Below are 19,658 nucleotides of genomic sequence, written 5' to 3'. Positions count from 1 at the left end.
GACGCAGATCAAAGCTTTCCCGGGCCGAAGGCTGGGTAAACATTACCCGCTGAGACCCCACTGCCAGGGCAACACCGGTGCGTTCAGCGGCCTCAGCCAGATTGCGATTAATCGTTTTAATCAGGGTGTGATCGCCACCAGTCATCGAGGAGATCAGCAGCGGAAAACTCAGCTTTTTACCGAGAAACTCAACCGACGTATCGATCTGCTCCAATGACAGCTCAGGCAAACCCCGATGACACAGCCGGATCTGATCAAAACAGCGGCCATCGCGATCAGTCAGCGGATCGTTCTCAATCGCCCGGATGTGCTCAATTTTTCGGTCGTTGGTCTGATCAGACATCAGCGTTCCATTTTCAGATGAGATTCCATCAACTCGCCAGGATTAGTTTGTGCCGCCATCAGCGACAATTCGCCGCACAACACCGTTGCCGCACAGATAGCCGCCAGCCGCCGGGCATTTTCGCCAGGCTGGCGCGGCTCTTTACATCCCAGAGCCGCCAGATTCTGCTCAACAAAATCGATCCCTTTACCGTTCCCCACACTACCAACAATCAGATTCGGCAAAGTACAGGAGAAATACAGATCACCATTACGCACTTCGGCATGCACAATTCCCTGAGACCCTTCGATAATATTGGCAGCATCCTGTCCCGTGGCCAGATAAAAGGCCAGCAACATATTTGCGTAATGGGCATTGGCACTGCGTAACCCCCCGGCGACCATAGTACCTATCAGGTTTTTCTTGATATTCAGATCAACTATTTTTTCCGGGGTGGTCTTCAGGCGCCGCTCACACAGCTCCCGGGGGATCAGAATCTCGCTGACCACATACTTACCCCGGCCCAGAATACCGTTCACCGCCGTGGCTTTCTTATCAGAGCAGTAGTTGGCCGAGATCGACGAGTAACGCAGCTGCGGGTATTCACTCAGAATCCAGGGGATCAGCTTATCAGCGGCATTGGTCACCATATTGTGCCCTGAAGCATCGCCGGTGGTGAACTCCAGACGCAGATAGATCAGGTTGGCGACAATCTGACTGTTCATATCGATCAGCCTGGCAAACCGACTGGTAGTGGCGACAATCTGATTCAGATCATCTTTACGGGATTTGATCGATTCCAGCGCTTTAAGCGCCTCCAGGGCGTCATCCGCCTCCAGCAGAATCGAGCGACTCATGCGCTCATCCACAACCGTGGTTTTAATCCCCTCATCAGTAAGAACAGAGATGCGTGCACCACGACCGACGGAGGGCCAGAGTGGCGTCTCATAGGTAGCCAGAGGCACAGATACTTTTTCGTTCAGGATATGCCCGCTGATTTTAATCGGTCCGACGGTACGCATCGGAATCGGTGCTTGCTGGACTTTATGGGATTTCATAGTCTCTCGGTACAATAAAAAAGGGCTGCCGCGACCATGATGATCTGCACTGCAACCCTTCAGGAAGCTCGTTTAGTGTGGGGATTTTATATAGCCACTTCCCATTATGCAATCAAAGTGCCATAGGCAGGGTGCTGAGTGGTGACGCAGATCAGCTGCATATTTGTGCCCAAATTGCCAGTGCAGGCTTGACCCGCCTGAATATTGCCCTACATACTTGGCCGAATACTAAGCCAAACGCTTAGCCAAAACTAATTTCAAACAGCAGTGGAACTCAGGCTTATGCTCTATGCAATCAGAGATGAACAGGGACAGATAACTTCACTATCCGCACAGCCGACTGAGAACTCAACGGTTGCAGATATTGCCGATCCTGAAGTTATCCACTTCCTCTCCAGCAACAGTGAAGCTGACAGCCCTCAGGAGCTGCTGGATAAGACTGACACTGAGGTCAGCCGTATTATTGAGGATCTGATCGACCTGCTAATCTCCAAGCAGACCATTCTGTTCACCGATCTACCGGAAGCGGCCCAACAGAAACTGCTGACCCGTAAGCTGGCTCGTTCCGCCTATCAGACAGGTGATATGAATAGCTCCTCTATGGATAACTCCATCCTCGGTGATGATGACACTATTTTATTCTAGGCGCAGGAGAGATCATTAAGCGGGCCAATCTGAAGGCACCAAGTGCGCGGAGGGATAAATCAGATCTTCTCTTCCGCCTCGCGTTTACTCTCTGCCAGGGCTCTCATCATATCCGCACAGCGATCTGATAGCGACAAATAGCGCTTCTGCTGCCGCAGGCTCAGCGAGCCATAATTGATGCTGTAGAGTGCATTATCACTTTGTAGCAGCAACTCTGCCCGCTGCTCTCCCGGATGACGGGCCTGTTCCAGAGCAGCCTGAACCAGGTTCAGAGTCAGACTAGGGTTATTTGGCAGAATACTATCGGCACGGACAAAAAAGCCCAGCGCTTTCTGATAGTCCTTTTTGCGATAGGAAAGCATCCCCTGAATATTCAGTTTACCCCATTCCAGCGCTGCGCTGTCACGGTTAACATGCTGCTTCATCGCCTGCGCATCAGCCTCAGCTGAGGTGCCTTCCATCCCCTCCAGGAATGGCTCTACCCATTCAGCTTTTTCAGTCAATTCCAGCTCACAGAACAGATCAAAGGCATTGCGCGCAGCCAGGTTAGCCCGATCCTGAACCCCGGCCCGACGGTAAACCTGAGCCGCCATCAGACGGGATTTAAACTGCACGATCGGCTCCCCCGGGAATGCCAGTACCGCATCTTCCAGTGTGCGAATAGCGTGCTGTTCAATATCCCGGTCAAAGTGATCCCGGGCCAGGAAGGCCGATACCAAACTAAAATAATAATCATCAGACTGAAAACAGCTTTGCCGGGCGTGCAGAATTGCACTGCCGTAGGCCTCCACCGCCACATTCCACTCCTGATTCTGAGCCGCCAGACTCCCCAGAGCCCCCAATAGCTCGGGCACCGTAGGCTGTAGCATCACCGCTTTGCGCAGCAAGCCGATCGCCTCACCCCGCTCCCCCAGCGCACGATAGGTACGCGCCAGCCATGTATACGCTTCAACACAGAAATAGGACTCGTCGATCACCTGCTGCAAAATTTGCCGGGCATTCAGATAATCCCCAAGATGACACAGTGCTACCCCCTGACCAACCTGAGCCCAGGGCTGAACACGCTGCGTCACGATGGAGTCAAACAACCGTTCCGCCTGTAGATAACGCCCCTCTTCCAGCAGAATAATCCCCCGTAGCCGATGAATATAGAGTTTCAGCGCAGGATAGCTGCTAGTCAGCTGGTCACACATCTGCAGCGCTTCTGCCATCCGTCCCTGGTCCAGCAACTCATCCAGCGGCCGCATGACCAGCTTAACCCGCATAATTTTTTCCAGGCGAAAACGCACCTTCGGCTCAGAATACGGCTTAGAGATATAGGTGTCTGGGGAGCTATCAAGGGAACCAAACAACAGTCTGGAGCGTTCCGGATCGACAATCAGAGTAAAAATAGTGGAGAACTGGCGAATCCCTTCAGCACTTGCTTCCTGAATCAGCTGCAGACCATTTTTATGGCCTTTGCCAAGATCAAACACCACAAAACAGATGTCGTAATGGTTCTCACGCAGCAGCACCAACGCCATATTGACCGACGAAGCGACCTGAATGTCAGCCACACCCATGCTCCCCAGGATCATCTTGAGCTCAGCAAGATCGTCCAGGCGGTTATCAACAATCAGAACTTTTTTATCCGAGTAGCTGATTTCCATAGGCTCTACATCAGAATGGAATTTATCAAAGTATCATATAAATCAGATAATTATCAAAGCTCCCCAAAGACAAAAAAGCCCCGATATGGGTACATATCAGGGCTTTTCCAGACATATCAGAATCAGCCGTTGAGCAGATCGCGGCCTTTGCTGGCAGCGATACGCATACGCAGCGCATTCAGCTTAATAAAGCCAGCGGCATCTTTCTGATCGTAAGAGCCAGCATCGTCTTCAAACGTCGCGATACTCTGGTCGAAAAGACTGTTTTCTGAGCGACGGCCAACAACAATAACATTGCCTTTATAAAGCTTCAGACGAACATCTCCGTTCACATTCCGCTGGGAGAAGTCAATCATCTGTTGCATCATCTTACGCTCTTCTGACCACCAGAAACCATTGTAGATAGTCTTAGCGTAACGCGGCATCAGCTCATCTTTCATATGTGCAACTTCACGATCCAGAGTGATCGACTCGATCGCCCGGTGCGCACGCATCATGATAGTGCCCCCCGGGGTTTCATAGCAGCCACGGGACTTCATACCGACAAAACGGTTTTCAACAATATCCAGACGACCCACACCATTTTCACCGCCGACCTTGTTCAGGTACTCAAGTACGGTAGCAGGGCTCATTGGCTTACCATCGATGGCAACGATATCGCCCTTCTCGTAAGTCAGTTCCAGATAAGTTGGCTGATCCGGTGCTTCCTCAGGGGAAACAGACCAGCGCCACATATCCGCTTCAGCCTCAGCCCATGGATCTTCCAGAATGTCACCCTCATAGGAGATGTGCAGCAGGTTAGCATCCATAGAGTACGGAGACTTCTTCTTATTGCTGGAGAAATCAACCGGGATATTGTGTTCTTTACAATAGTTCATCAGGGTTTCGCGGGAGGTCAGATCCCACTCACGCCAGGGTGCAATCACTTTTACGCCCGGCTTCAGCGCATAAGCGCCCAACTCGAAACGCACCTGGTCGTTACCTTTACCCGTGGCACCGTGTGAAATTGCATCCGCACCGGTTTCGTTAGCGATTTCGATCAGTCGTTTGGCAATCAGCGGACGGGCAATCGAGGTACCCAGCAGGTACTCACCCTCATAGATAGTATTGGCGCGGAACATCGGAAAAACGAAGTCGCGGACAAACTCTTCGCGCAGATCTTCAATGTAGATCTCTTTCACGCCCAGCGCTTCAGCTTTGGCGCGAGCCGGTTCAACCTCTTCCCCCTGACCCAGGTCAGCCGTAAAGGTTACCACTTCACAATTATAAGTTTCCTGTAACCAACGCACGATTACAGATGTATCAAGGCCGCCGGAATAGGCCAGCACAACCTTTTTAATGTCGGACATAGAGAGGCTCCAAACGCAAAATCAGCCCGTAGAGAGCACTATAGTCTCTAGCGGATACCCAAAATAGGAAAGGGCGTAATTGTAGCACGATTACGCCAGAGAAACAGGGGGCAACTGCTCGCAGTCAGCTGATGGCAAACGTTATCAATTTCGGTCTAAACGGATAGTTACCCGCCGGCTGCGCTCGCGGGTCTGGCGGTCGTTTCCCTGCGCTACCGGGTAACGCTCGCCATGATAACGGGTGGTGATACGATCCGGGCTAACGCCCTTTTGTTCCAGATAGGCGGTAACCGCTTCCGCCCGCTTCTTCGACAGATCCCGGTTAGCCAGTCGCCGCCCCTGAGCATCAGAGTGACCATCCACAAATACAGATTTTACCGAGTCATCATTGTTAACATAGATCGCTATCAGATCGAGACGCGCTTTGGTGGAGTCAGACAACTGCCACTGCGCCGACGGAAACAGCACCGCGGTTCGGGCGATCTGGCGGTAGTTCACCGGCAACAGATCCGAAATACAATCCGCATAGGCCTGATACGCGGGCGGAAAGTTAGCGGCAGACAGACCGATGCGCACCGACTCACCGGTTTCCGCCCAGTTCTGGGCTAAAAATGTCGGCATGCGGCCACGGAACAGACTCGCCAGCATCTGCTGGGAATAGCTGGTCGGTACCGCGATAGTCCCGTCGGTAGAAAACTTAACCTCGCCGATCTCGCGAGTGCCGATACCCGGCTGCCAGGGCGAAGCAGCCTCCATAATCTGCACCTCTCCCTTCAGACCATGCCCCTGCAGAGGTTTCAATGTAAAGCGAACCGTCTCGCCCGCTTCCTGATTAAACTCCCCCTCGCCAAACAGAGGGATCTTCTGTGACAAGCGGCAGCTGAACTTAGAAGCTTCCAACTCCCATCGTGACTGTTCGAGAGATGCAGAATAGCCTACCGCGAACACCGGAAGAGAACAGACGGATAAAAACAACACTACGGCAATACGCATAAACAACCGGAATCCAACAGAAAAGTAAGGGACTAATTTGCCACTCCTTTATCGGCACATGCTTTAAAACCTTTAGATTCTAACACGCGGCCATCCACCCAACAGCACACTGCAGAGTTATTTGTGTAATCCAGATCAACTCTTTACACTTAGCCTCAGGTAATTACCAAAGCTTGGCTACTGAAGTGGCCATTAAGGATATGCATTGAATAGAAGCGCTCAGTACCAGCACCCGATGTCCAACCGTTTCAGGGGCTACCTACCCGTTGTAATCGACGTGGAAACCGCCGGCTTTAATGCGCAGACCGATGCCCTGCTGGAGATTGCAGCAGTAACGCTAACCATGGACGATGATGGCAACCTGCTAATTGATCAGAGTTATGAGTTTAACGTAGAACCCTTTGCTGGCGCGAACCTTGAGAAAGCCGCGCTCGATTTCACCGGCATCGATCCGTTCAACCCATTGCGCGGTGCAATACCTGAAGAGGAAGCACTGGAAAAGATCTTCAAACCGATCCGTAAGGCGGTTAAGTCCCACCACTGTAAACGGGCTATTCTGGTGGGTCATAATGCGTCATTTGATCATGGTTTTGTCACCGCTGCCGCTGAGCGCTGTGATATTAAACGCAACCCGTTTCACCCCTTCTCAACCTTCGACACCGCCACCCTGGCAGGTCTGGCCTTTGGCCATACTGTGCTGGCGAAATCCTGTGATCTGGCGGATATCGATTTTGATGGCAAGCAGGCCCACTCCGCACTCTACGATACGATGAAAACAGCCGAACTGTTCTGCACCATCGTGAATCGCTGGAAGGATCTGGGCGGCTGGCAGATGATGGAACATCGTTACGAATGAGCAAAGCAGTGACTAGTTGTTAGACGCGACTGCGTCGCTTGCTAGAAAAAGCTAAAAGAGCGTTTATCTGCAGCTCAGTTTCAGAATAAAAAAAACCGCCTGATGGCGGTTTTTTTTTATTCCAGCTACTAGTAAGTATCGCGCAGCGATACGTCTGGCAGCTGCTCTATCAACGCTGCGCGTTAATAGAATTACAGCTTGTCAGCGTTCTCACTCAGGTATGCCGCTACGCCTGCAGGAGACGCGTCCATACCCTTGTCGCCTTCAGTCCAGCCTGCTGGACATACTTCGCCGTGAGTCTGGTGGAATGCCAGAGCATCAACCATACGCAGCATTTCGTCAACGTTACGACCCAGTGGCAGATCGTTAACAACCTGGTGACGTACCAGACCATCTTCGTCGATCAGGAAAGAACCACGGTAAGCCATACCACCTTCAGACTCAACATCGTAATCTTTACAGATGCTGTGAGTCATATCGGCAACCAGTGTGTACTTAACCGGACCAATACCACCCTGATCGACAGGGGTGTTACGCCATGCGTTGTGAGAGAAGTGAGAATCGATAGAAACACCGATCACTTCAACGTTACGCTTTGCGAACTCTTCAATACGGTGATCGAATGCCAGCAGCTCAGATGGACAAACAAATGTGAAGTCCAGCGGGTAGAAGAATACTACAGCCTTCTTACCTTTGATTGCTTCAGACAGCGTGAAAGAGTCAACGATATCACCGTTACCCAGTACCGCTGCTGTAGTAAAATCAGGAGCCTGCTTACCTACTAATACGCCCATTTCTTTATCTCCATTATTAAGTAAAGCGTTAAACGATTGTGCAAACAATACGATTTACACACCGTATAAAAACAAGTGTTGATAGCTTAGTTGCAGTCGCTTTATAACACTAATTAAAGACAACTATGCAACCGATAAACTATGCCTATCAAACTTTATCTATCATTTGCTAATGCTGTATGACGACAGAGCGCTCTTTCCGACAGCTGTGGCAGGAGCAACCTAGCAGCATACAACTGCTACATCAGCCTTGCGCAGAATCATCGGCGGCGACAACTGAATCGATCAGCTCTTTCAGCTCACCGTTGGCAGCCATCTCCGCGATAATGTCACAACCACCAATCAGTTCACCCTTGATCCACAGTTGCGGAAAAGTTGGCCAGTTAGCATATTTAGGCAACTCCGCCCGAATTTCAGGACTCTCCAGAATATTGACAAAGGCAAAACGGGCACCGCAGGACATGATCGCTTCAGATGCACGGGAAGAGAACCCGCACTGAGGAAAACGTGGTGTACCCTTCATATATAAGAGGATATCGTTGGATTCAATCTGCTCTTTAATCGTGTCTATAACGCTCATAAATCTACCTATGCTTTAACTGGCCGCCAGATCTCTGGCGTTAATCTTAATTGATGAAGAAATCCTAGCACAAACCCGATTAGTTTACTCGGGTATAGCTGGAAAATAATCAGCCGGGATATGCCCTGCTATCATAAACGCTGATCATAAAAACTGCATTCGAAACTATATGGGGATTGCACTACTCAATCTCAAGTTCTGTATGTCATCTTGCTTATTGTCCGGCAAGTACATAGAATGGCTGGTTTTCCGTTCGGCAGCCTGATTATCGCTGCCGTTTTGCGTTACATAGAGGGACTAACAGAGGGACTTAGATGTCTACACAGCCCGTTATGAATACTTACTCGCGCCTTTCCGTTGCATTTGACCACGGGCAAGGCTGCTGGCTGTTTGATACAGATGGCAACAAATATCTGGATGCTCTCAGCGGTATTGCTGTATGCGGTCTTGGCCATGCTCACCCTGCCGTCACCACGGCTATCAGCGAGCAGGCCAGTCAACTGATCCACACTTCCAACCTGTATACCATCAGCAATCAGGAACGTCTGGCAGAGCGTCTGACCCAGATATCCGGGATGGAAAACGTTTTTTTCGGTAACTCAGGTGCAGAAGCGAATGAAGCCGCTATTAAAATAGCGCGCAAATTTGGCCACACCAAGGGGATCGAAAAACCCACCATTATTGTCATGGAAGGTTCGTTCCATGGCCGTACCATGGCGACCCTGAGTGCCACTGGTAACCGTTCGGCGCAGGCAGGCTTCGAACCCCTGGTCGGCGGTTTTGTCCGTGCCCCCTATAACGATGTTGCTGCGGTGAAAAATATTATCGCTAACAACGCTGATGTGGTAGCGATTCTTGTCGAGCCCATTCAGGGCGAAGGTGGCATTATTATTCCGGCAGATGATTATCTGAATCAGCTGAGAGATATCTGCGATGCTCATGATATGCTGCTGATGCTGGATGAGGTGCAAACCGGTAACGGCCGCACAGGCACCTATTTCGCTTATCAGCAAAATGGCATTTTACCCGACGTGGTCACCACCGCAAAAGGCCTGGGAAATGGCGTACCGATTGGTGCCTGTCTGGCCAGTGGCAAAGCGGCTAACGTTTTTGGCCCTGGTAATCACGGTTCAACCTATGGGGGTAACCCGCTCTGTTGTGCCGCTGCGCTGGCGGTGGTCAATACCATTACTGAAGAGAAGCTGGATCAACGCGCAGCAGAACTGGGCAATAAGATTGCCGCTGGCTTTCGCGCTCAGATCGGTGATGCCTCCTATGTTAAAGAGATTCGTAACAAAGGCCTGATGCTGGCCATCGAACTGACAGAAGCGGGTACAGAACTGGCGGTGCTCTCCAAGGTTAAGGGTGTCCTCCTGAATGTAACCGGCGGCGGTAAAGTCGTACGGATGTTGCCACCGCTGATTATGAGCGATGTCGAAGCCGAGCTGTTGGTAAACACCGTATCCCGCATTATAAAAGTCTATATGGCTGACGAATAACTAAACCTGAGCTAAGGCCTGAATTTACAGGCCTTCTTAACTATGACAACAAGACACTTTCTGACACTGCTGGATCTGACACCCGACGAGCTGAACAAGCTGATTCGACGTGCGATAGAACTCAAACAGATCCGCAACAATGGCGAAATTTACGAACCCCTGTCAAACCAGGTGATGGCGATGATCTTTGAAAAATCATCGACCCGCACCCGGGTCTCATTTGAGGCCGGTATGGCACATCTGGGGGGACATGCCCTGTTCCTCTCGTCGCGAGATACCCAGCTGGGTCGTGGCGAGCCTATTGAAGACAGCGCCAAAGTGATCTCCAGCATGTGTGATGTAGTGATGATCCGCACCTTTGAACACGACATAGTTGAAACCTTTGCCGCCCACTCCCGGGTGCCAGTGATCAACGCCCTGACCGATGATTATCATCCCTGTCAGCTGCTGGCTGACATGCAAACCTTTCTTGAACACCGCGGCGATATTAAAGGCAAAACCGTTAGCTGGATCGGCGATGGCAACAATATGTGCAACTCCTATATTAATGCTGCTCGCCAGTTTGACTTTAAATTGCAGATTGCCTGCCCTGAAGGGTTTGATCCAAATCCGCAACTGGTTGCAGCCAACAGCGATCGGGTCACCATCTTCCGGACACCCGAAGAAGCGGTGAATGGCAGCGACCTGGTAGTCACTGATGTCTGGGCCTCAATGGGCCAGGAAGATGAGCAGAAGCAGCGTGAACGGGAGTTCAAAGGCTATCAGGTCACCCCTGAACTGATGGATCTGGCAAACCCGGATGCACTGTTTATGCACTGTCTGCCAGCACACCGGGGCGAAGAGGTTAGCGCCGAGATGATGGACGATCCCCGCTCAGTGGTATTTGACGAAGCTGAGAACCGTTTGCACGCGCAGAAAGCCCTGCTGGAGTTTCTGCTGGTGAAGCCAGGCGCCTGAGCCCCGACTAAATCGACTGCAGTCAGAATACGCAGCGTTTCCTCCAGGCCCGCAGCCATGCGGGCCTTATCTCATCGAAAGATGCCGCATGAGTCAGATTCATACTATACTCTGGTTCACAGAATAAAAATTGAGGCATGCCAGCATGATCGAACTTCGACACCTGAAAACTCTTTCTGCGCTCAGAGATGCTGGCAGTCTGGTTGAAGCTGCCGAGCGTATCCATCTGACTCAATCGGCACTGTCTCATCAGATCAAGGACTTAGAAGACCGCCTCGACTGCTCACTGTTTATTCGCAAAACCAAGCCGATCTGTTTTACCAGTGCTGGCCAGCGCATCCTAACCCTGGCCGATGACGTGTTACCGATGATCCGTAGTGCCGAACGGGATATCGCCCGACTGGCAGGCGGCGAGGCAGGACGACTGAATATCTGTATCGAGTGCCACAGCTGTTTTGACTGGCTGATGCCCACTATCGATCATTTTCGCCAGAACTGGCCGGAAGTGGAGATGGATCTGACCACCGGCTTCAGTTTTCAGCCGCTGCCCGCACTGGCTCGTGGGGATATCGATCTGGTGATCACCGCCGATCCCGAAGTTCGCACCGGCATCGCCTATATCCCTCTGTTCACCTATGAATCCGTATTAGCGATAAGCAAACAGCATCAGTTAGTTGCCCGCAGAGTCATTCAACCGCAGGACCTGGAACATCAAACCCTGATCACCTACCCGGTTGAACAACACCGTCTGGATGTTTTCAAACACTTCCTTGACCCTGCCGGGATTGAGCCCGATGAGGTTCGCACCTCAGAACTGACGGTGATGATTATGCAACTGGTCGCCAGTGGTCGCGGGGTATCTGCACTGCCCAACTGGGCGATCCACCAGTATATCGAACAGGAATATATCACCTCCCGCCCCCTGGGCGAAAAAGGGGTCTGGTGCACCCTTTATGCCGCTATTCGCGAAGATCAGAAAGACTCTGACTTTATGGTGGATTTTCTCAATACCGCTAAAGAGATCACCTTCCGTAACCTCAGCGGTATCAAATCAGCCTGATGAATGTGCTGGGAAATACTGAAAGCGCATCGACTCTGCTCTATCTGCCGACACCACCCAAAATCGATACAGACAAGCCTCTGGATTACGCCAGACTGTGTGAATTAAACGGTAATCACTGGCGCAAAATTCTGATTATTCTGGCAAAACTACAGTCATCTGAACAAACATGGCGCAGTTACCGCGACCAGCAACTGTTACGTCAAGATGAAGCTATCAGTTTCGGCGACCAGCTACTGCCCGGTCATAAGTTACATATTGTTGCGGGCAAAGCCAGCTGGCAACGACTAGGGTTAGATCTGCAGAGTTTCACACCTCTGGATGAATGCGGCAGGGTGTTCCGGCGCGATAATATTATTCTCACCCCCTACCCGGATTACCGACAGTTTCCCAACCAGTTGATAGCGCAGCTAAGACCGCTTATTCAGGCCTTCAGATCCAACCGCTAAACGTCACCCTGCCACTCATCCAGCACCTCCTGGGCAGCCCGAAACGCTTCCTGCGCCGCCGGAGCGCCACAATACACAACAGAGTGCAGCAATACCTCCTGAATCTCCTGCGGCGTGCAACCGTTATTGAGCGCCCCACGAACATGGCCTTTCAACTCTGCGGGTGCTTTCAGTGCCGCCAGCATCGCAATCGTTACCAGACTGCGGGTTGAACGCGGCAGCCCCTGTCGCTGCCAGGTGGAACCCCAGGCATGCTCATTGATCCATTCCTGCAACGGTGCAGTGAGTTCAGTGGTATTCGCCTGCGCCCGGGCAACAAATGATTCGCCCATCACCTCGGTGCGCACTTTCAAGCCGTTCAGCTTATCCTCTTCTGACATACTCTCAATCGACCCTGTTATTCTTGTTTATATGGCTGAGCGATCCAACGATCGGCACGTTTAAATAATATGGCAGGGTTATCTTACTCAGAACTCAGAATAAGCGCTAATTCAATCCTCAGGCCTTACCTGAAACGGCGAACAACGTTAAACTATGCCTCTTTTTATAGACGCACTTAAAATAGCCTCCTTTCAAAGCGGTATGTATTGATGGAAAACTGGTCTCTAGACAGCTGGAAAAATAACCCTATTCTTCAGCAACCTGAATATCCGGATAGCGTTGCGGTCCGTCAGGTAGAAGCAGAACTGGCAAAGATGCCACCACTGGTGTTTGCCGGTGAAGTGCGCTCTCTGCACCAACAGCTGGCTGACGTGACCGCAGGAAAAGCCTTCCTGCTGCAAGGTGGCGACTGTGCTGAAAGTTTTGCCGAGTTCAGTGCCACCAATATCCGCGATACCTTTAAGGTGTTGCTGCAGATGGCAGTGGTGATGACCTTCGCGGGCAGTTGCCCGGTGGTTAAGGTTGCCCGCATCGCCGGTCAGTATGCCAAACCCCGTTCCGCTGGCACCGAAGTGATCGATGGCGTCGAGCTACCCAGTTACCGTGGTGATATCATCAACGATATCGCCTTTAATGCAGCATCCCGCGAGCCGGATCCGCAACGGCTTATCCGTGCCTACCATCAGGCGACATCCACCCTTAACCTGATGCGCGCCTTCGCGCAGGGTGGTTTTGCCGATCTGCATAAGGTTCATCAGTGGAACCTAGGCTTCGTTCAGCAGAGCCCATTAGGCGAGAAGTATCAGCATCTGGCTAATCAGATCGACGATTCTCTGGCATTTATGGAAGCCTGCGGTATCAGCAGCGACAGTGTCCCGCAACTGAGGGAAACCACCGTTTACACCTCCCATGAAGCGTTGCTGCTGAACTACGAACAGGCACTCACCCGCCAGGACAGCCTGACCAATCGCTGGTATGACTGCTCCGCGCATATGCTCTGGATCGGTGACCGCACCCGGCAACTGGACGGTGCACATATCGAGTTCCTCCGGGGGGTTGAAAATCCGGTCGGCGTCAAAGTCGGGCCGAGCATGCAGCCGGATGAGCTGATCAGACTGATCGACGCACTCAATCCAACTAATCAGCCTGGCCGGCTAACCCTGATCAGCCGTATGGGTGCTGAGAATATCACCGAGATTCTGCCGGCACTGGTACGCAAAGTGAAAGCGGAGGGGCGCGAGGTTGTCTGGAGTTCAGACCCGATGCATGGCAACACCATCAAAGCCAGCAGCGGCTATAAAACCCGCAGTGTTAACAGCATTCTGCAAGAGATGAAGGGCTTCTTTGAAGTACATCGCGCCGAAGGCAGTTACGCCGGGGGGGTCCATTTTGAGATGACTGGCCAGAACGTTACCGAGTGTGTCGGCGGCGCGTTCCAGATCACTGAAGAGGGCCTGGCTGATCGTTATCACACCCACTGCGATCCTCGTCTCAACGCTGATCAGGCGCTGGAACTGGCGTTCCTGATCGCCGATACCCTGAAGCAGGCGCGGCAGCGTTAATGCAGCACTATGCAGAGCTGGAGCAGCTGTTAGGCAAAATTGAAGCGGAGATGCGGGCCTGGTCACTCTGGTCCGCCACGCCTCCCGCCGATTCAGCACTGCAAAGCCTGCAACCATTCTGCATCGACACCCTGAGCTTCTGGCAGTGGGTGCAATGGATCATGGTGCCGCGCTTCCGCCAGATGATAGCCCAGAAACTGCCACTCCCCCAGAGCAGTGAGATGATGCCAATGGCTGCGGAAGCCGTCGTCGCCAGCGGTATTAAAAGCAGTAAGCTGATCGACTATTTTGCCGAACTCGACCAGCTTCTCACAACCCCACACTGAGCGTTTACAGCGGTCGATCAGGCTAAGCGCACGACGCCAGCAGCATTCTTTACATCAAACTCAATCGGTCAGCAGACCATCCAGAACGATCTGGTTATATCCAACCACGCCCATCACTTCACCATTACTCAGCACCGGTGCCATCGACAGACCAAAGTTGTCAAACAACCGGGCGCAGTAGCGTACATCCATCTGCGGATCGACACCCACAACCGGCTTAGTCATCACCTCGTAGACATTGATCCGCTCCGGTGCACGATCCTGCGCCAACACCTTCTTGGCAATATCCGAAAGCAGCAGAATACCGTACTCATCATCGTCGTGGCGCTTATTCACCAGCAGAGCCGTCACCTGCTTTTCCTTATAGATCTCCAGCGCAGCTTTAATCGTGATCAGCCCATCGACCATCGCAAAATGATTGGTCATCACATCCCGCACCCGAACTACTTTCCGCTCTCTCATATCTCATCCTCGACGACATTTGTCAGGGTTTGAATCTGGTGGGCAACCCCCACAGCATCTTCCACATCCAGCTGAATCGCGATTCCCTGTCCGGGTTTATCATCAAAATCAGCGACTTCCGCAATGGTTTCCAGAATTTTCCGGCTCAGATGTTCCTCAACAATAAACAACACCACATCACGCTGAGTTTCCAGCGACAGACCAAAAAAAGTCTTGGTCTTAGTCACCCCCTCCCCACGGGCGTTATTAATCACGGTGGCACCAGTCGCACCAGCCTCACGGGCAGCCTTCATCACCTGGTCGGTTTTGGAATCTTCAACAAATACTAATAACAGTTTGAAGTGCATAGTCCCGTCCTACTCCTGTTTAACCATCTCTTCACGTTGTCGACGGCGTCTGTCACGACGGGCCACAACATCTGTAATCTGCGCATAACCCATCACCGTTATCATCGGAAACAGGCTGGCAAAGGCTATCAAACCAAAACCATCAATCAGTGCGCTGCGGCCTGGCACGGTACTGGCCAATCCCAGCCCCAGCGCCGCCACCAGCGGTACCGTCACCGTTGAGGTAGTCACACCACCGGAGTCATAGGCCAGTGGCACAATCAGCTTGGGGGCAAAGAAGGTCTGAATAACAACAAAGATATAACCGCTGATAATAAACCAGTGGATCGGATAACCGGTGACAATCCGCCAGGTTCCCAGGCTGATACCGATAGCAACTCCCAGGGCGACTGCAAGCCGCAGCCCCCACACGCCGATGGCACCACCCGATACCTCATTGGCCTTGATCGCCACCGCGATCAGCGAAGGTTCGGCAATGGTCGTACTGGCGCCGATGGCAAAAGCAAAAATGTACACCCAGTAATAATCAGACCAGTGCAGGGCCTCCCCGGATGCCCCAACACTGCCACGAATAAACTCCGGATTGGTGAGCTGCTGCGCCATCAGCTCCCCGATGGGAAACAACGCTTTATCCAGCCCGAGTAGAAACAACGCCAGACCCACAATCACATAGGCAAAGCCAAATAAAACCCGTTTTAAATGAGGGATGGGACGACGTATCACCAATAACTGAAAGCCAAAGATAATAGCAATAATGGGGATCACATCTTTGATCGTCGACAACAGAATAGCCAGCAACTGAGACAGGGTTTCCATCAGATCACCATGCCATAAGCCATAACGAAAATCATCGGTGTCAGAGAGGCAAAAGCGATCAGACCAAAACCATCAATCATCGGGTTCCGGCCCTCAATTGCAGACGCCAGACCAACGCCTAACGCAGTCACCAGAGGCACCGTAATCGTCGAGGTGGTCACCCCACCAGAATCATAAGCAATGCCGATAATTTCACGGGGGGCAAAGCCAGTCATAATAATGACCAGCACATAGCCGATCGCGATCATATAGTGAATTGGCCAGCCTTTCAGAATCCGGATAACCCCCACCACAATCGCCAGACCGACAGAAAAGGCCACGGTATAGCGTAATCCAGAAGCATAACTGGACTTGGCCGAATCGCTCGACTCAATCAGCCCCCCCTCAGCGGCAACACTGGCAGCTTCGGCCGCCACAGCGATCAGTGCAGGTTCCGCCACGGTGGTACCGAACCCCAACGAGAATGAAAACAGCAGCAGCCAGAACAGACTCCCTTTACGGGCGAAGGCGTTAGCCAGTACCTGACCGATCGGAAACAGGCCCATCTCCAGACCATAGATAAAGAAGGTCAGCCCCGCCACGACACACAGCAAGCCGGTAAGCAGCCCCAGCAGATCGGGCACCGGTTGCTGCAACACCAACAGCTGAAAAAAAGCGATCACCAGCACAATCGGCAGAAGGTCTCTTAAACTTCCTGCCATAGAACGGCCGAGGGCAATAAACACGTTACTCAATTGAGCTCCCTTTAGCAGACATATCCTATCGGTATAACTCAGAGCGCTGCCCAGAACACAACCCGATAAGATAACGTCATACACTTCACGTTTAACTGATAATATAAAAAATAGCCGTTAAGCTACAGCGATTTAGCGCCCAATCTGGTTATCGTTTCCGGCTTCCTGCCAGCTATGCGCAACGCAGAACGAAAACGCTGAAAAACATCTATCGGTGATAGCGTCACAACCAGGGGTCATCAGCCGCTGTATCTGGCTCTCCCGCACTGCTAAAATAGCCGCCGTTGTTACTTAATCAGGCACCCAGATGGCACATTTTGAAACACTGACCGATTTTATCCGGCAAACTGAAGCACAATTTCGCATTTTTGATATGGGCCGCTGCATCAGTAAGCTTTCTCCTGACACTTTCCGTAAAGTCGAGCTGGGACAGATCCCCTACCCCAAACCCTTTCTGCATCAGGCCTGGATCGCCATTCTGATGTGGAACCCTAAGCAGGCCAACGAGAATGTTGTCTGGTTTCTCAAACTGCCATTAGATGAGCAGGGCTTTCTGGTACAGGCAGCGCGGGATGATTTTCTTAACCGACTGTTACAGAACCTGACGAATAGTATGGGTAAAGGCCCGTTAGACCAGCCAACCGATGCCACCGAATACCGCGATGCCCTGAAGGATAATCCCTTCAGCTTTACCCCGGATCAGGAGAAGATGGCAGCATTCCACGCCACCGCCACCCTGACAACCCGACAGCCCGCATCCAGCTTTTATGATGGGGCAAAACAGTATTTTCATGGCAAAGCCGATCTGAGTCACTGGGACAGTCTGGGTTATCAGGGCATCGCCGACTATGTGATTCGCCATCAGCAGGGCAACAATGAAGACAAACTGGCGCAGATATTCAGCCAGTTGCCGGATATTCCTCTGGAGGCCTGCTGTACCTTTATCGAACATATTCAGCCCAGTGATCCACTCAGCGAAGCGATCCGCCAGCGGCTGGATAATAGCGTTAGCGAAGGAAAGGTTTCGGCCAACCAGATCGGCGCACTGCTGCGGGCTATCTCTCAATGCCCTGAAGATGAGCAGAAAATCGCGGTGCTGACCCGGGTATTACAGAGCCCTTATGGCACCCAGGCCGAAGTCATTGCAGCCCTGGCCAGCCGCTGCTGGGCCAGCCTGCAATACCCTGAGTTGTTAAAGCAGTTTCTCGAAACCCTGGCGGTCAACGATGCCGGTCAGGCGTGCTTTAACCGGGTCATGGCCGACCTGATGTTTATCCCCACCCTGCGGGCACTGACACTTCAGCAGTTCCGCGCGCCAGACCGCAGCGAAGCCCTTAGCCGGGCGATTGGCGGCATGTTTGGCGATGGTTTCCTGTAAAAAACCGGCAGATACGCTCCTGTGGGCAACCCCGGAGCGTACTGCTAAACGCGCTGTCTGCTTTTCATTGACGGCTGATATTACCAATCACGATCTCCCGATAAGCAGCAGGGTCGCCATCTGCACCGGAAACCTCAAAGCTTAATCTGATCTCTCCCATTCTCACGAAAGTAAACACCGTCGTCACACTGCCATCATCGCCATGAGGGTATACACCGGTGAGATCCACCCCGCCATCAGCACAGCTAAACTGGTCCGCCTTATCACAACGAAACTCAACCCTGAACGCGACCTCTGGGGAAAACGAAACTGCATCCAGGACAATACTACTGCCCGCGGTAAGAACCCCCACCGTACCTTTGTCATTGCCAGCGCGATAGTGCCCATAGACGTTATGGGTCGATGAGTTAACAAACCTGACCCGGCTCGGCCAAACCGCTCTCGTCTGAGCTTCTGCCTCCTGAGCAACATCCACCCGGGCCTGTTCTACAGATCCGGCAGAAGCGGGAACAACACCCAGCGCAGCTAAGCTGAACACGACTGCAAGCCAATAGCAGTTCATATAACCGGGACTTCAGCGCAACAAACAGTGCTATTCAGGGAAGACAAGCACGGCTTAAACCACCGACATATAATGCGTTGCGCAGATCTTATTACCGGACGGATCTCGCAGATAAGCCAGATACAGCTTCCTTCCGCCACTGCTTCTGACACCGGGAGGCTCTTCGCAGGTCTGGCCTCCTGCGGCCACGCCTGCTGCGTGCCAGGCATCAACTAACTCAGGCGAGCTGGCAACGAAGCCGATAGTCATACCGTTACCGTGGGTTGCCACTTCACCATTGATCGGTTTGGTTAAGGCAAAAACGCCACGGTCACTGAGGTAAAAACAGCGGCCTTTATCATCAAACACCCCCGGATTATGACCAAGCACACCGAGTATCGCATCATAAAAACCCCTGGATTTTTCAATATCATTTGCACCAAGCATTATATGGCTGAACATAACAGTAATTCCTTTTTTATAAGATATAGGGAGATTGAATGTGTTTGATTAACCGTACACTATTCACAGCATAGCGCTGAGTCAGAGAGTGTAGCATCACATTCAGGGCGCAGGCTGATACACCAATCCCTGCTACTTGTCAGAGATCGATATCAATACCGCCATTCTTACCCTGAAACAGAGTCTTCAACCCTCTGAATAACCAGACAAAAACATCAAACGGAAGTTCTATAATAAATTCCAGAATATCAAGCAATGGATGACCTGGCTGCCGTTGACCACGCACCTGACTGGGCCATATTAAAAAAGCCAGATACAGGCAGATAACCGCCGCAACCAGTGCAAACCAGCTAAACGAGTCAATCCCAACAGATACGAGTAATACAATACCCATAACGAAGAGGATGGTTGCCACGATCTCTCTGACTGTTTCCATGT

General features: G+C 51.9%; 24 protein-coding genes. 9 read left to right on the top strand and 15 right to left on the bottom strand.

Going from position 1 to position 19,658, the window contains the following annotated elements; translation table 11 throughout:
• Both ACQY8X_RS17655 and ACQY8X_RS17650 read right to left on the bottom strand, forming a co-directional pair.
• Nucleotides 1–343, bottom strand: a 343-nt coding sequence (locus ACQY8X_RS17655) for an alpha-hydroxy-acid oxidizing protein (RefSeq protein WP_428036452.1), incomplete at its 3' end; no start/stop codon positions are given.
• On the bottom strand, nucleotides 343–1,380 hold the full coding sequence (locus ACQY8X_RS17650) for a hydroxymethylglutaryl-CoA reductase (protein ID WP_428036451.1): 1,038 nt from the start codon (nucleotides 1,378–1,380) through the stop codon (nucleotides 343–345). The genes ACQY8X_RS17650 and ACQY8X_RS17655, both read right to left, overlap by 1 nt.
• A 282-nt stretch (nucleotides 1,381–1,662) precedes the next feature.
• Between ACQY8X_RS17650 and ACQY8X_RS17645 the strand changes: the two genes are divergently transcribed.
• Nucleotides 1,663–2,025, top strand: a complete 363-nt coding sequence (locus tag ACQY8X_RS17645) for a hypothetical protein (protein ID WP_428036450.1) — start codon at nucleotides 1,663–1,665, stop codon at nucleotides 2,023–2,025.
• Nucleotides 2,026–2,084: 59 nt separating this feature from the next.
• Here ACQY8X_RS17645 and ACQY8X_RS17640 read toward each other — a convergent pair whose 3' ends face one another.
• The 3 genes from ACQY8X_RS17640 to ACQY8X_RS17630 all read right to left on the bottom strand — a co-directional run bounded on the left by ACQY8X_RS17640 (nucleotide 2,085) and on the right by ACQY8X_RS17630 (nucleotide 6,016).
• Nucleotides 2,085–3,674, bottom strand: a complete 1,590-nt coding sequence (locus tag ACQY8X_RS17640; protein WP_428036449.1) for a tetratricopeptide repeat protein — start codon at nucleotides 3,672–3,674, stop codon at nucleotides 2,085–2,087.
• Between the two features lie 122 nt (nucleotides 3,675–3,796).
• Complete coding sequence (locus tag ACQY8X_RS17635; RefSeq protein ID WP_428036448.1) at nucleotides 3,797–5,023, bottom strand: argininosuccinate synthase; 1,227 nt, start codon at nucleotides 5,021–5,023, stop codon at nucleotides 3,797–3,799.
• A gap of 144 nt (nucleotides 5,024–5,167) precedes the next feature.
• Nucleotides 5,168–6,016 carry a flagellar protein MotY gene (locus tag ACQY8X_RS17630; RefSeq protein WP_428036447.1) on the bottom strand — a complete coding sequence of 283 codons (849 nt, stop codon included), beginning with the start codon at nucleotides 6,014–6,016 and terminating at the stop codon, nucleotides 5,168–5,170.
• Between the two features lie 235 nt (nucleotides 6,017–6,251).
• Between ACQY8X_RS17630 and rnt the strand changes: the two genes are divergently transcribed.
• Nucleotides 6,252–6,872, top strand: a complete 621-nt coding sequence (gene rnt, locus ACQY8X_RS17625) for a ribonuclease T (protein WP_428036454.1) — start codon at nucleotides 6,252–6,254, stop codon at nucleotides 6,870–6,872.
• Nucleotides 6,873–7,063: 191 nt separating this feature from the next.
• Here rnt and ACQY8X_RS17620 read toward each other — a convergent pair whose 3' ends face one another.
• Nucleotides 7,064–7,666, bottom strand: a complete 603-nt coding sequence (locus ACQY8X_RS17620; protein ID WP_428036446.1) for a peroxiredoxin — start codon at nucleotides 7,664–7,666, stop codon at nucleotides 7,064–7,066.
• Between the two features lie 244 nt (nucleotides 7,667–7,910).
• Nucleotides 7,911–8,246 (bottom strand): Grx4 family monothiol glutaredoxin, encoded by a 336-nt coding sequence (gene grxD, locus ACQY8X_RS17615; RefSeq protein ID WP_428036445.1) that lies wholly within the window; start codon nucleotides 8,244–8,246, stop codon nucleotides 7,911–7,913.
• Nucleotides 8,247–8,560: 314 nt separating this feature from the next.
• Here grxD and ACQY8X_RS17610 point away from each other — a divergent pair, with 314 nt between their 5' ends.
• The 4 genes from ACQY8X_RS17610 (at nucleotide 8,561) to ACQY8X_RS17595 (ending at nucleotide 12,211) form a co-directional block, all read left to right on the top strand.
• Nucleotides 8,561–9,745: an aspartate aminotransferase family protein gene (locus tag ACQY8X_RS17610; RefSeq protein WP_428036444.1), complete on the top strand. Its 1,185-nt coding sequence runs from the start codon at nucleotides 8,561–8,563 to the stop codon at nucleotides 9,743–9,745.
• Between the two features lie 42 nt (nucleotides 9,746–9,787).
• Nucleotides 9,788–10,702 carry an ornithine carbamoyltransferase gene (argF, locus tag ACQY8X_RS17605; RefSeq protein WP_428036443.1) on the top strand — a complete coding sequence of 305 codons (915 nt, stop codon included), beginning with the start codon at nucleotides 9,788–9,790 and terminating at the stop codon, nucleotides 10,700–10,702.
• Between the two features lie 145 nt (nucleotides 10,703–10,847).
• Complete coding sequence (locus ACQY8X_RS17600; protein WP_428036442.1) at nucleotides 10,848–11,762, top strand: LysR family transcriptional regulator; 915 nt, start codon at nucleotides 10,848–10,850, stop codon at nucleotides 11,760–11,762.
• Nucleotides 11,762–12,211, top strand: a complete 450-nt coding sequence (locus tag ACQY8X_RS17595; RefSeq protein WP_428036441.1) for a DUF6942 family protein — start codon at nucleotides 11,762–11,764, stop codon at nucleotides 12,209–12,211. The genes ACQY8X_RS17600 and ACQY8X_RS17595 overlap by 1 nt, the downstream gene beginning before the upstream one ends.
• Here the strand turns inward: ACQY8X_RS17595 and ACQY8X_RS17590 are convergent.
• Nucleotides 12,208–12,591, bottom strand: a complete 384-nt coding sequence (locus ACQY8X_RS17590) for a carboxymuconolactone decarboxylase family protein (protein ID WP_428036440.1) — start codon at nucleotides 12,589–12,591, stop codon at nucleotides 12,208–12,210. The two genes, ACQY8X_RS17595 and ACQY8X_RS17590, sit on opposite strands and share 4 nt — an antisense overlap.
• Before the next feature lie 210 nt (nucleotides 12,592–12,801).
• On the opposite strand from ACQY8X_RS17590, the gene ACQY8X_RS17585 reads away from it, so the two are divergent.
• Together ACQY8X_RS17585 and ACQY8X_RS17580 are read left to right on the top strand one after the other, a co-directional pair.
• Nucleotides 12,802–14,154: a class II 3-deoxy-7-phosphoheptulonate synthase gene (locus ACQY8X_RS17585; protein WP_428036439.1), complete on the top strand. Its 1,353-nt coding sequence runs from the start codon at nucleotides 12,802–12,804 to the stop codon at nucleotides 14,152–14,154.
• Entirely contained in the window at nucleotides 14,154–14,480 is a 327-nt protein-coding gene (locus tag ACQY8X_RS17580) for a YqcC family protein (protein WP_428036438.1), read from the top strand. Before ACQY8X_RS17585 ends, ACQY8X_RS17580 begins: the two co-directional genes overlap by 1 nt.
• Before the next feature lie 60 nt (nucleotides 14,481–14,540).
• Here ACQY8X_RS17580 and ACQY8X_RS17575 read toward each other — a convergent pair whose 3' ends face one another.
• Genes ACQY8X_RS17575 through ACQY8X_RS17560 form a run of 4 tightly spaced genes read right to left on the bottom strand, consistent with a single transcriptional unit; the run spans nucleotide 14,541 to nucleotide 16,806 of the window.
• The gene (locus tag ACQY8X_RS17575) at nucleotides 14,541–14,942 is read right to left on the bottom strand and encodes a CBS domain-containing protein (RefSeq protein ID WP_428036437.1); all 402 of its coding nucleotides are present in this window, start codon (nucleotides 14,940–14,942) and stop codon (nucleotides 14,541–14,543) included.
• Nucleotides 14,939–15,289 (bottom strand): P-II family nitrogen regulator, encoded by a 351-nt coding sequence (locus tag ACQY8X_RS17570; protein WP_428036436.1) that lies wholly within the window; start codon nucleotides 15,287–15,289, stop codon nucleotides 14,939–14,941. Before ACQY8X_RS17570 ends, ACQY8X_RS17575 begins: the two co-directional genes overlap by 4 nt.
• Before the next feature lie 9 nt (nucleotides 15,290–15,298).
• Nucleotides 15,299–16,105 carry a DUF1538 domain-containing protein gene (locus ACQY8X_RS17565; protein WP_428036435.1) on the bottom strand — a complete coding sequence of 269 codons (807 nt, stop codon included), beginning with the start codon at nucleotides 16,103–16,105 and terminating at the stop codon, nucleotides 15,299–15,301.
• Nucleotides 16,105–16,806, bottom strand: coding sequence for a DUF1538 family protein (locus ACQY8X_RS17560; protein ID WP_428036453.1), 702 nt, complete (start codon nucleotides 16,804–16,806; stop codon nucleotides 16,105–16,107). The genes ACQY8X_RS17565 and ACQY8X_RS17560 overlap by 1 nt, the downstream gene beginning before the upstream one ends.
• A 340-nt stretch (nucleotides 16,807–17,146) precedes the next feature.
• Between ACQY8X_RS17560 and ACQY8X_RS17555 the strand changes: the two genes are divergently transcribed.
• Nucleotides 17,147–18,217: a DUF3549 family protein gene (locus ACQY8X_RS17555; RefSeq protein ID WP_428036434.1), complete on the top strand. Its 1,071-nt coding sequence runs from the start codon at nucleotides 17,147–17,149 to the stop codon at nucleotides 18,215–18,217.
• Nucleotides 18,218–18,281: 64 nt separating this feature from the next.
• On the opposite strand, the gene ACQY8X_RS17550 is transcribed toward ACQY8X_RS17555, so the two are convergent.
• The 3 genes from ACQY8X_RS17550 to ACQY8X_RS17540 all read right to left on the bottom strand — a co-directional run.
• Nucleotides 18,282–18,779: a hypothetical protein gene (locus ACQY8X_RS17550; protein WP_428036433.1), complete on the bottom strand. Its 498-nt coding sequence runs from the start codon at nucleotides 18,777–18,779 to the stop codon at nucleotides 18,282–18,284.
• A 54-nt stretch (nucleotides 18,780–18,833) separates the two neighbouring features.
• Nucleotides 18,834–19,220, bottom strand: coding sequence for a VOC family protein (locus tag ACQY8X_RS17545; RefSeq protein WP_428036432.1), 387 nt, complete (start codon nucleotides 19,218–19,220; stop codon nucleotides 18,834–18,836).
• Between the two features lie 139 nt (nucleotides 19,221–19,359).
• Nucleotides 19,360–19,658 (bottom strand): hypothetical protein (locus tag ACQY8X_RS17540; protein WP_428036431.1); only part of this gene is annotated, 299 nt, incomplete at its 5' end.

It is taken from the genome of Amphritea sp. (assembly GCF_050300915.1).
Classification (GTDB): Bacteria; Pseudomonadota; Gammaproteobacteria; order Pseudomonadales; family Balneatricaceae; genus Amphritea.
This window is presented reverse-complemented; position numbering and strand designations above follow the sequence as displayed.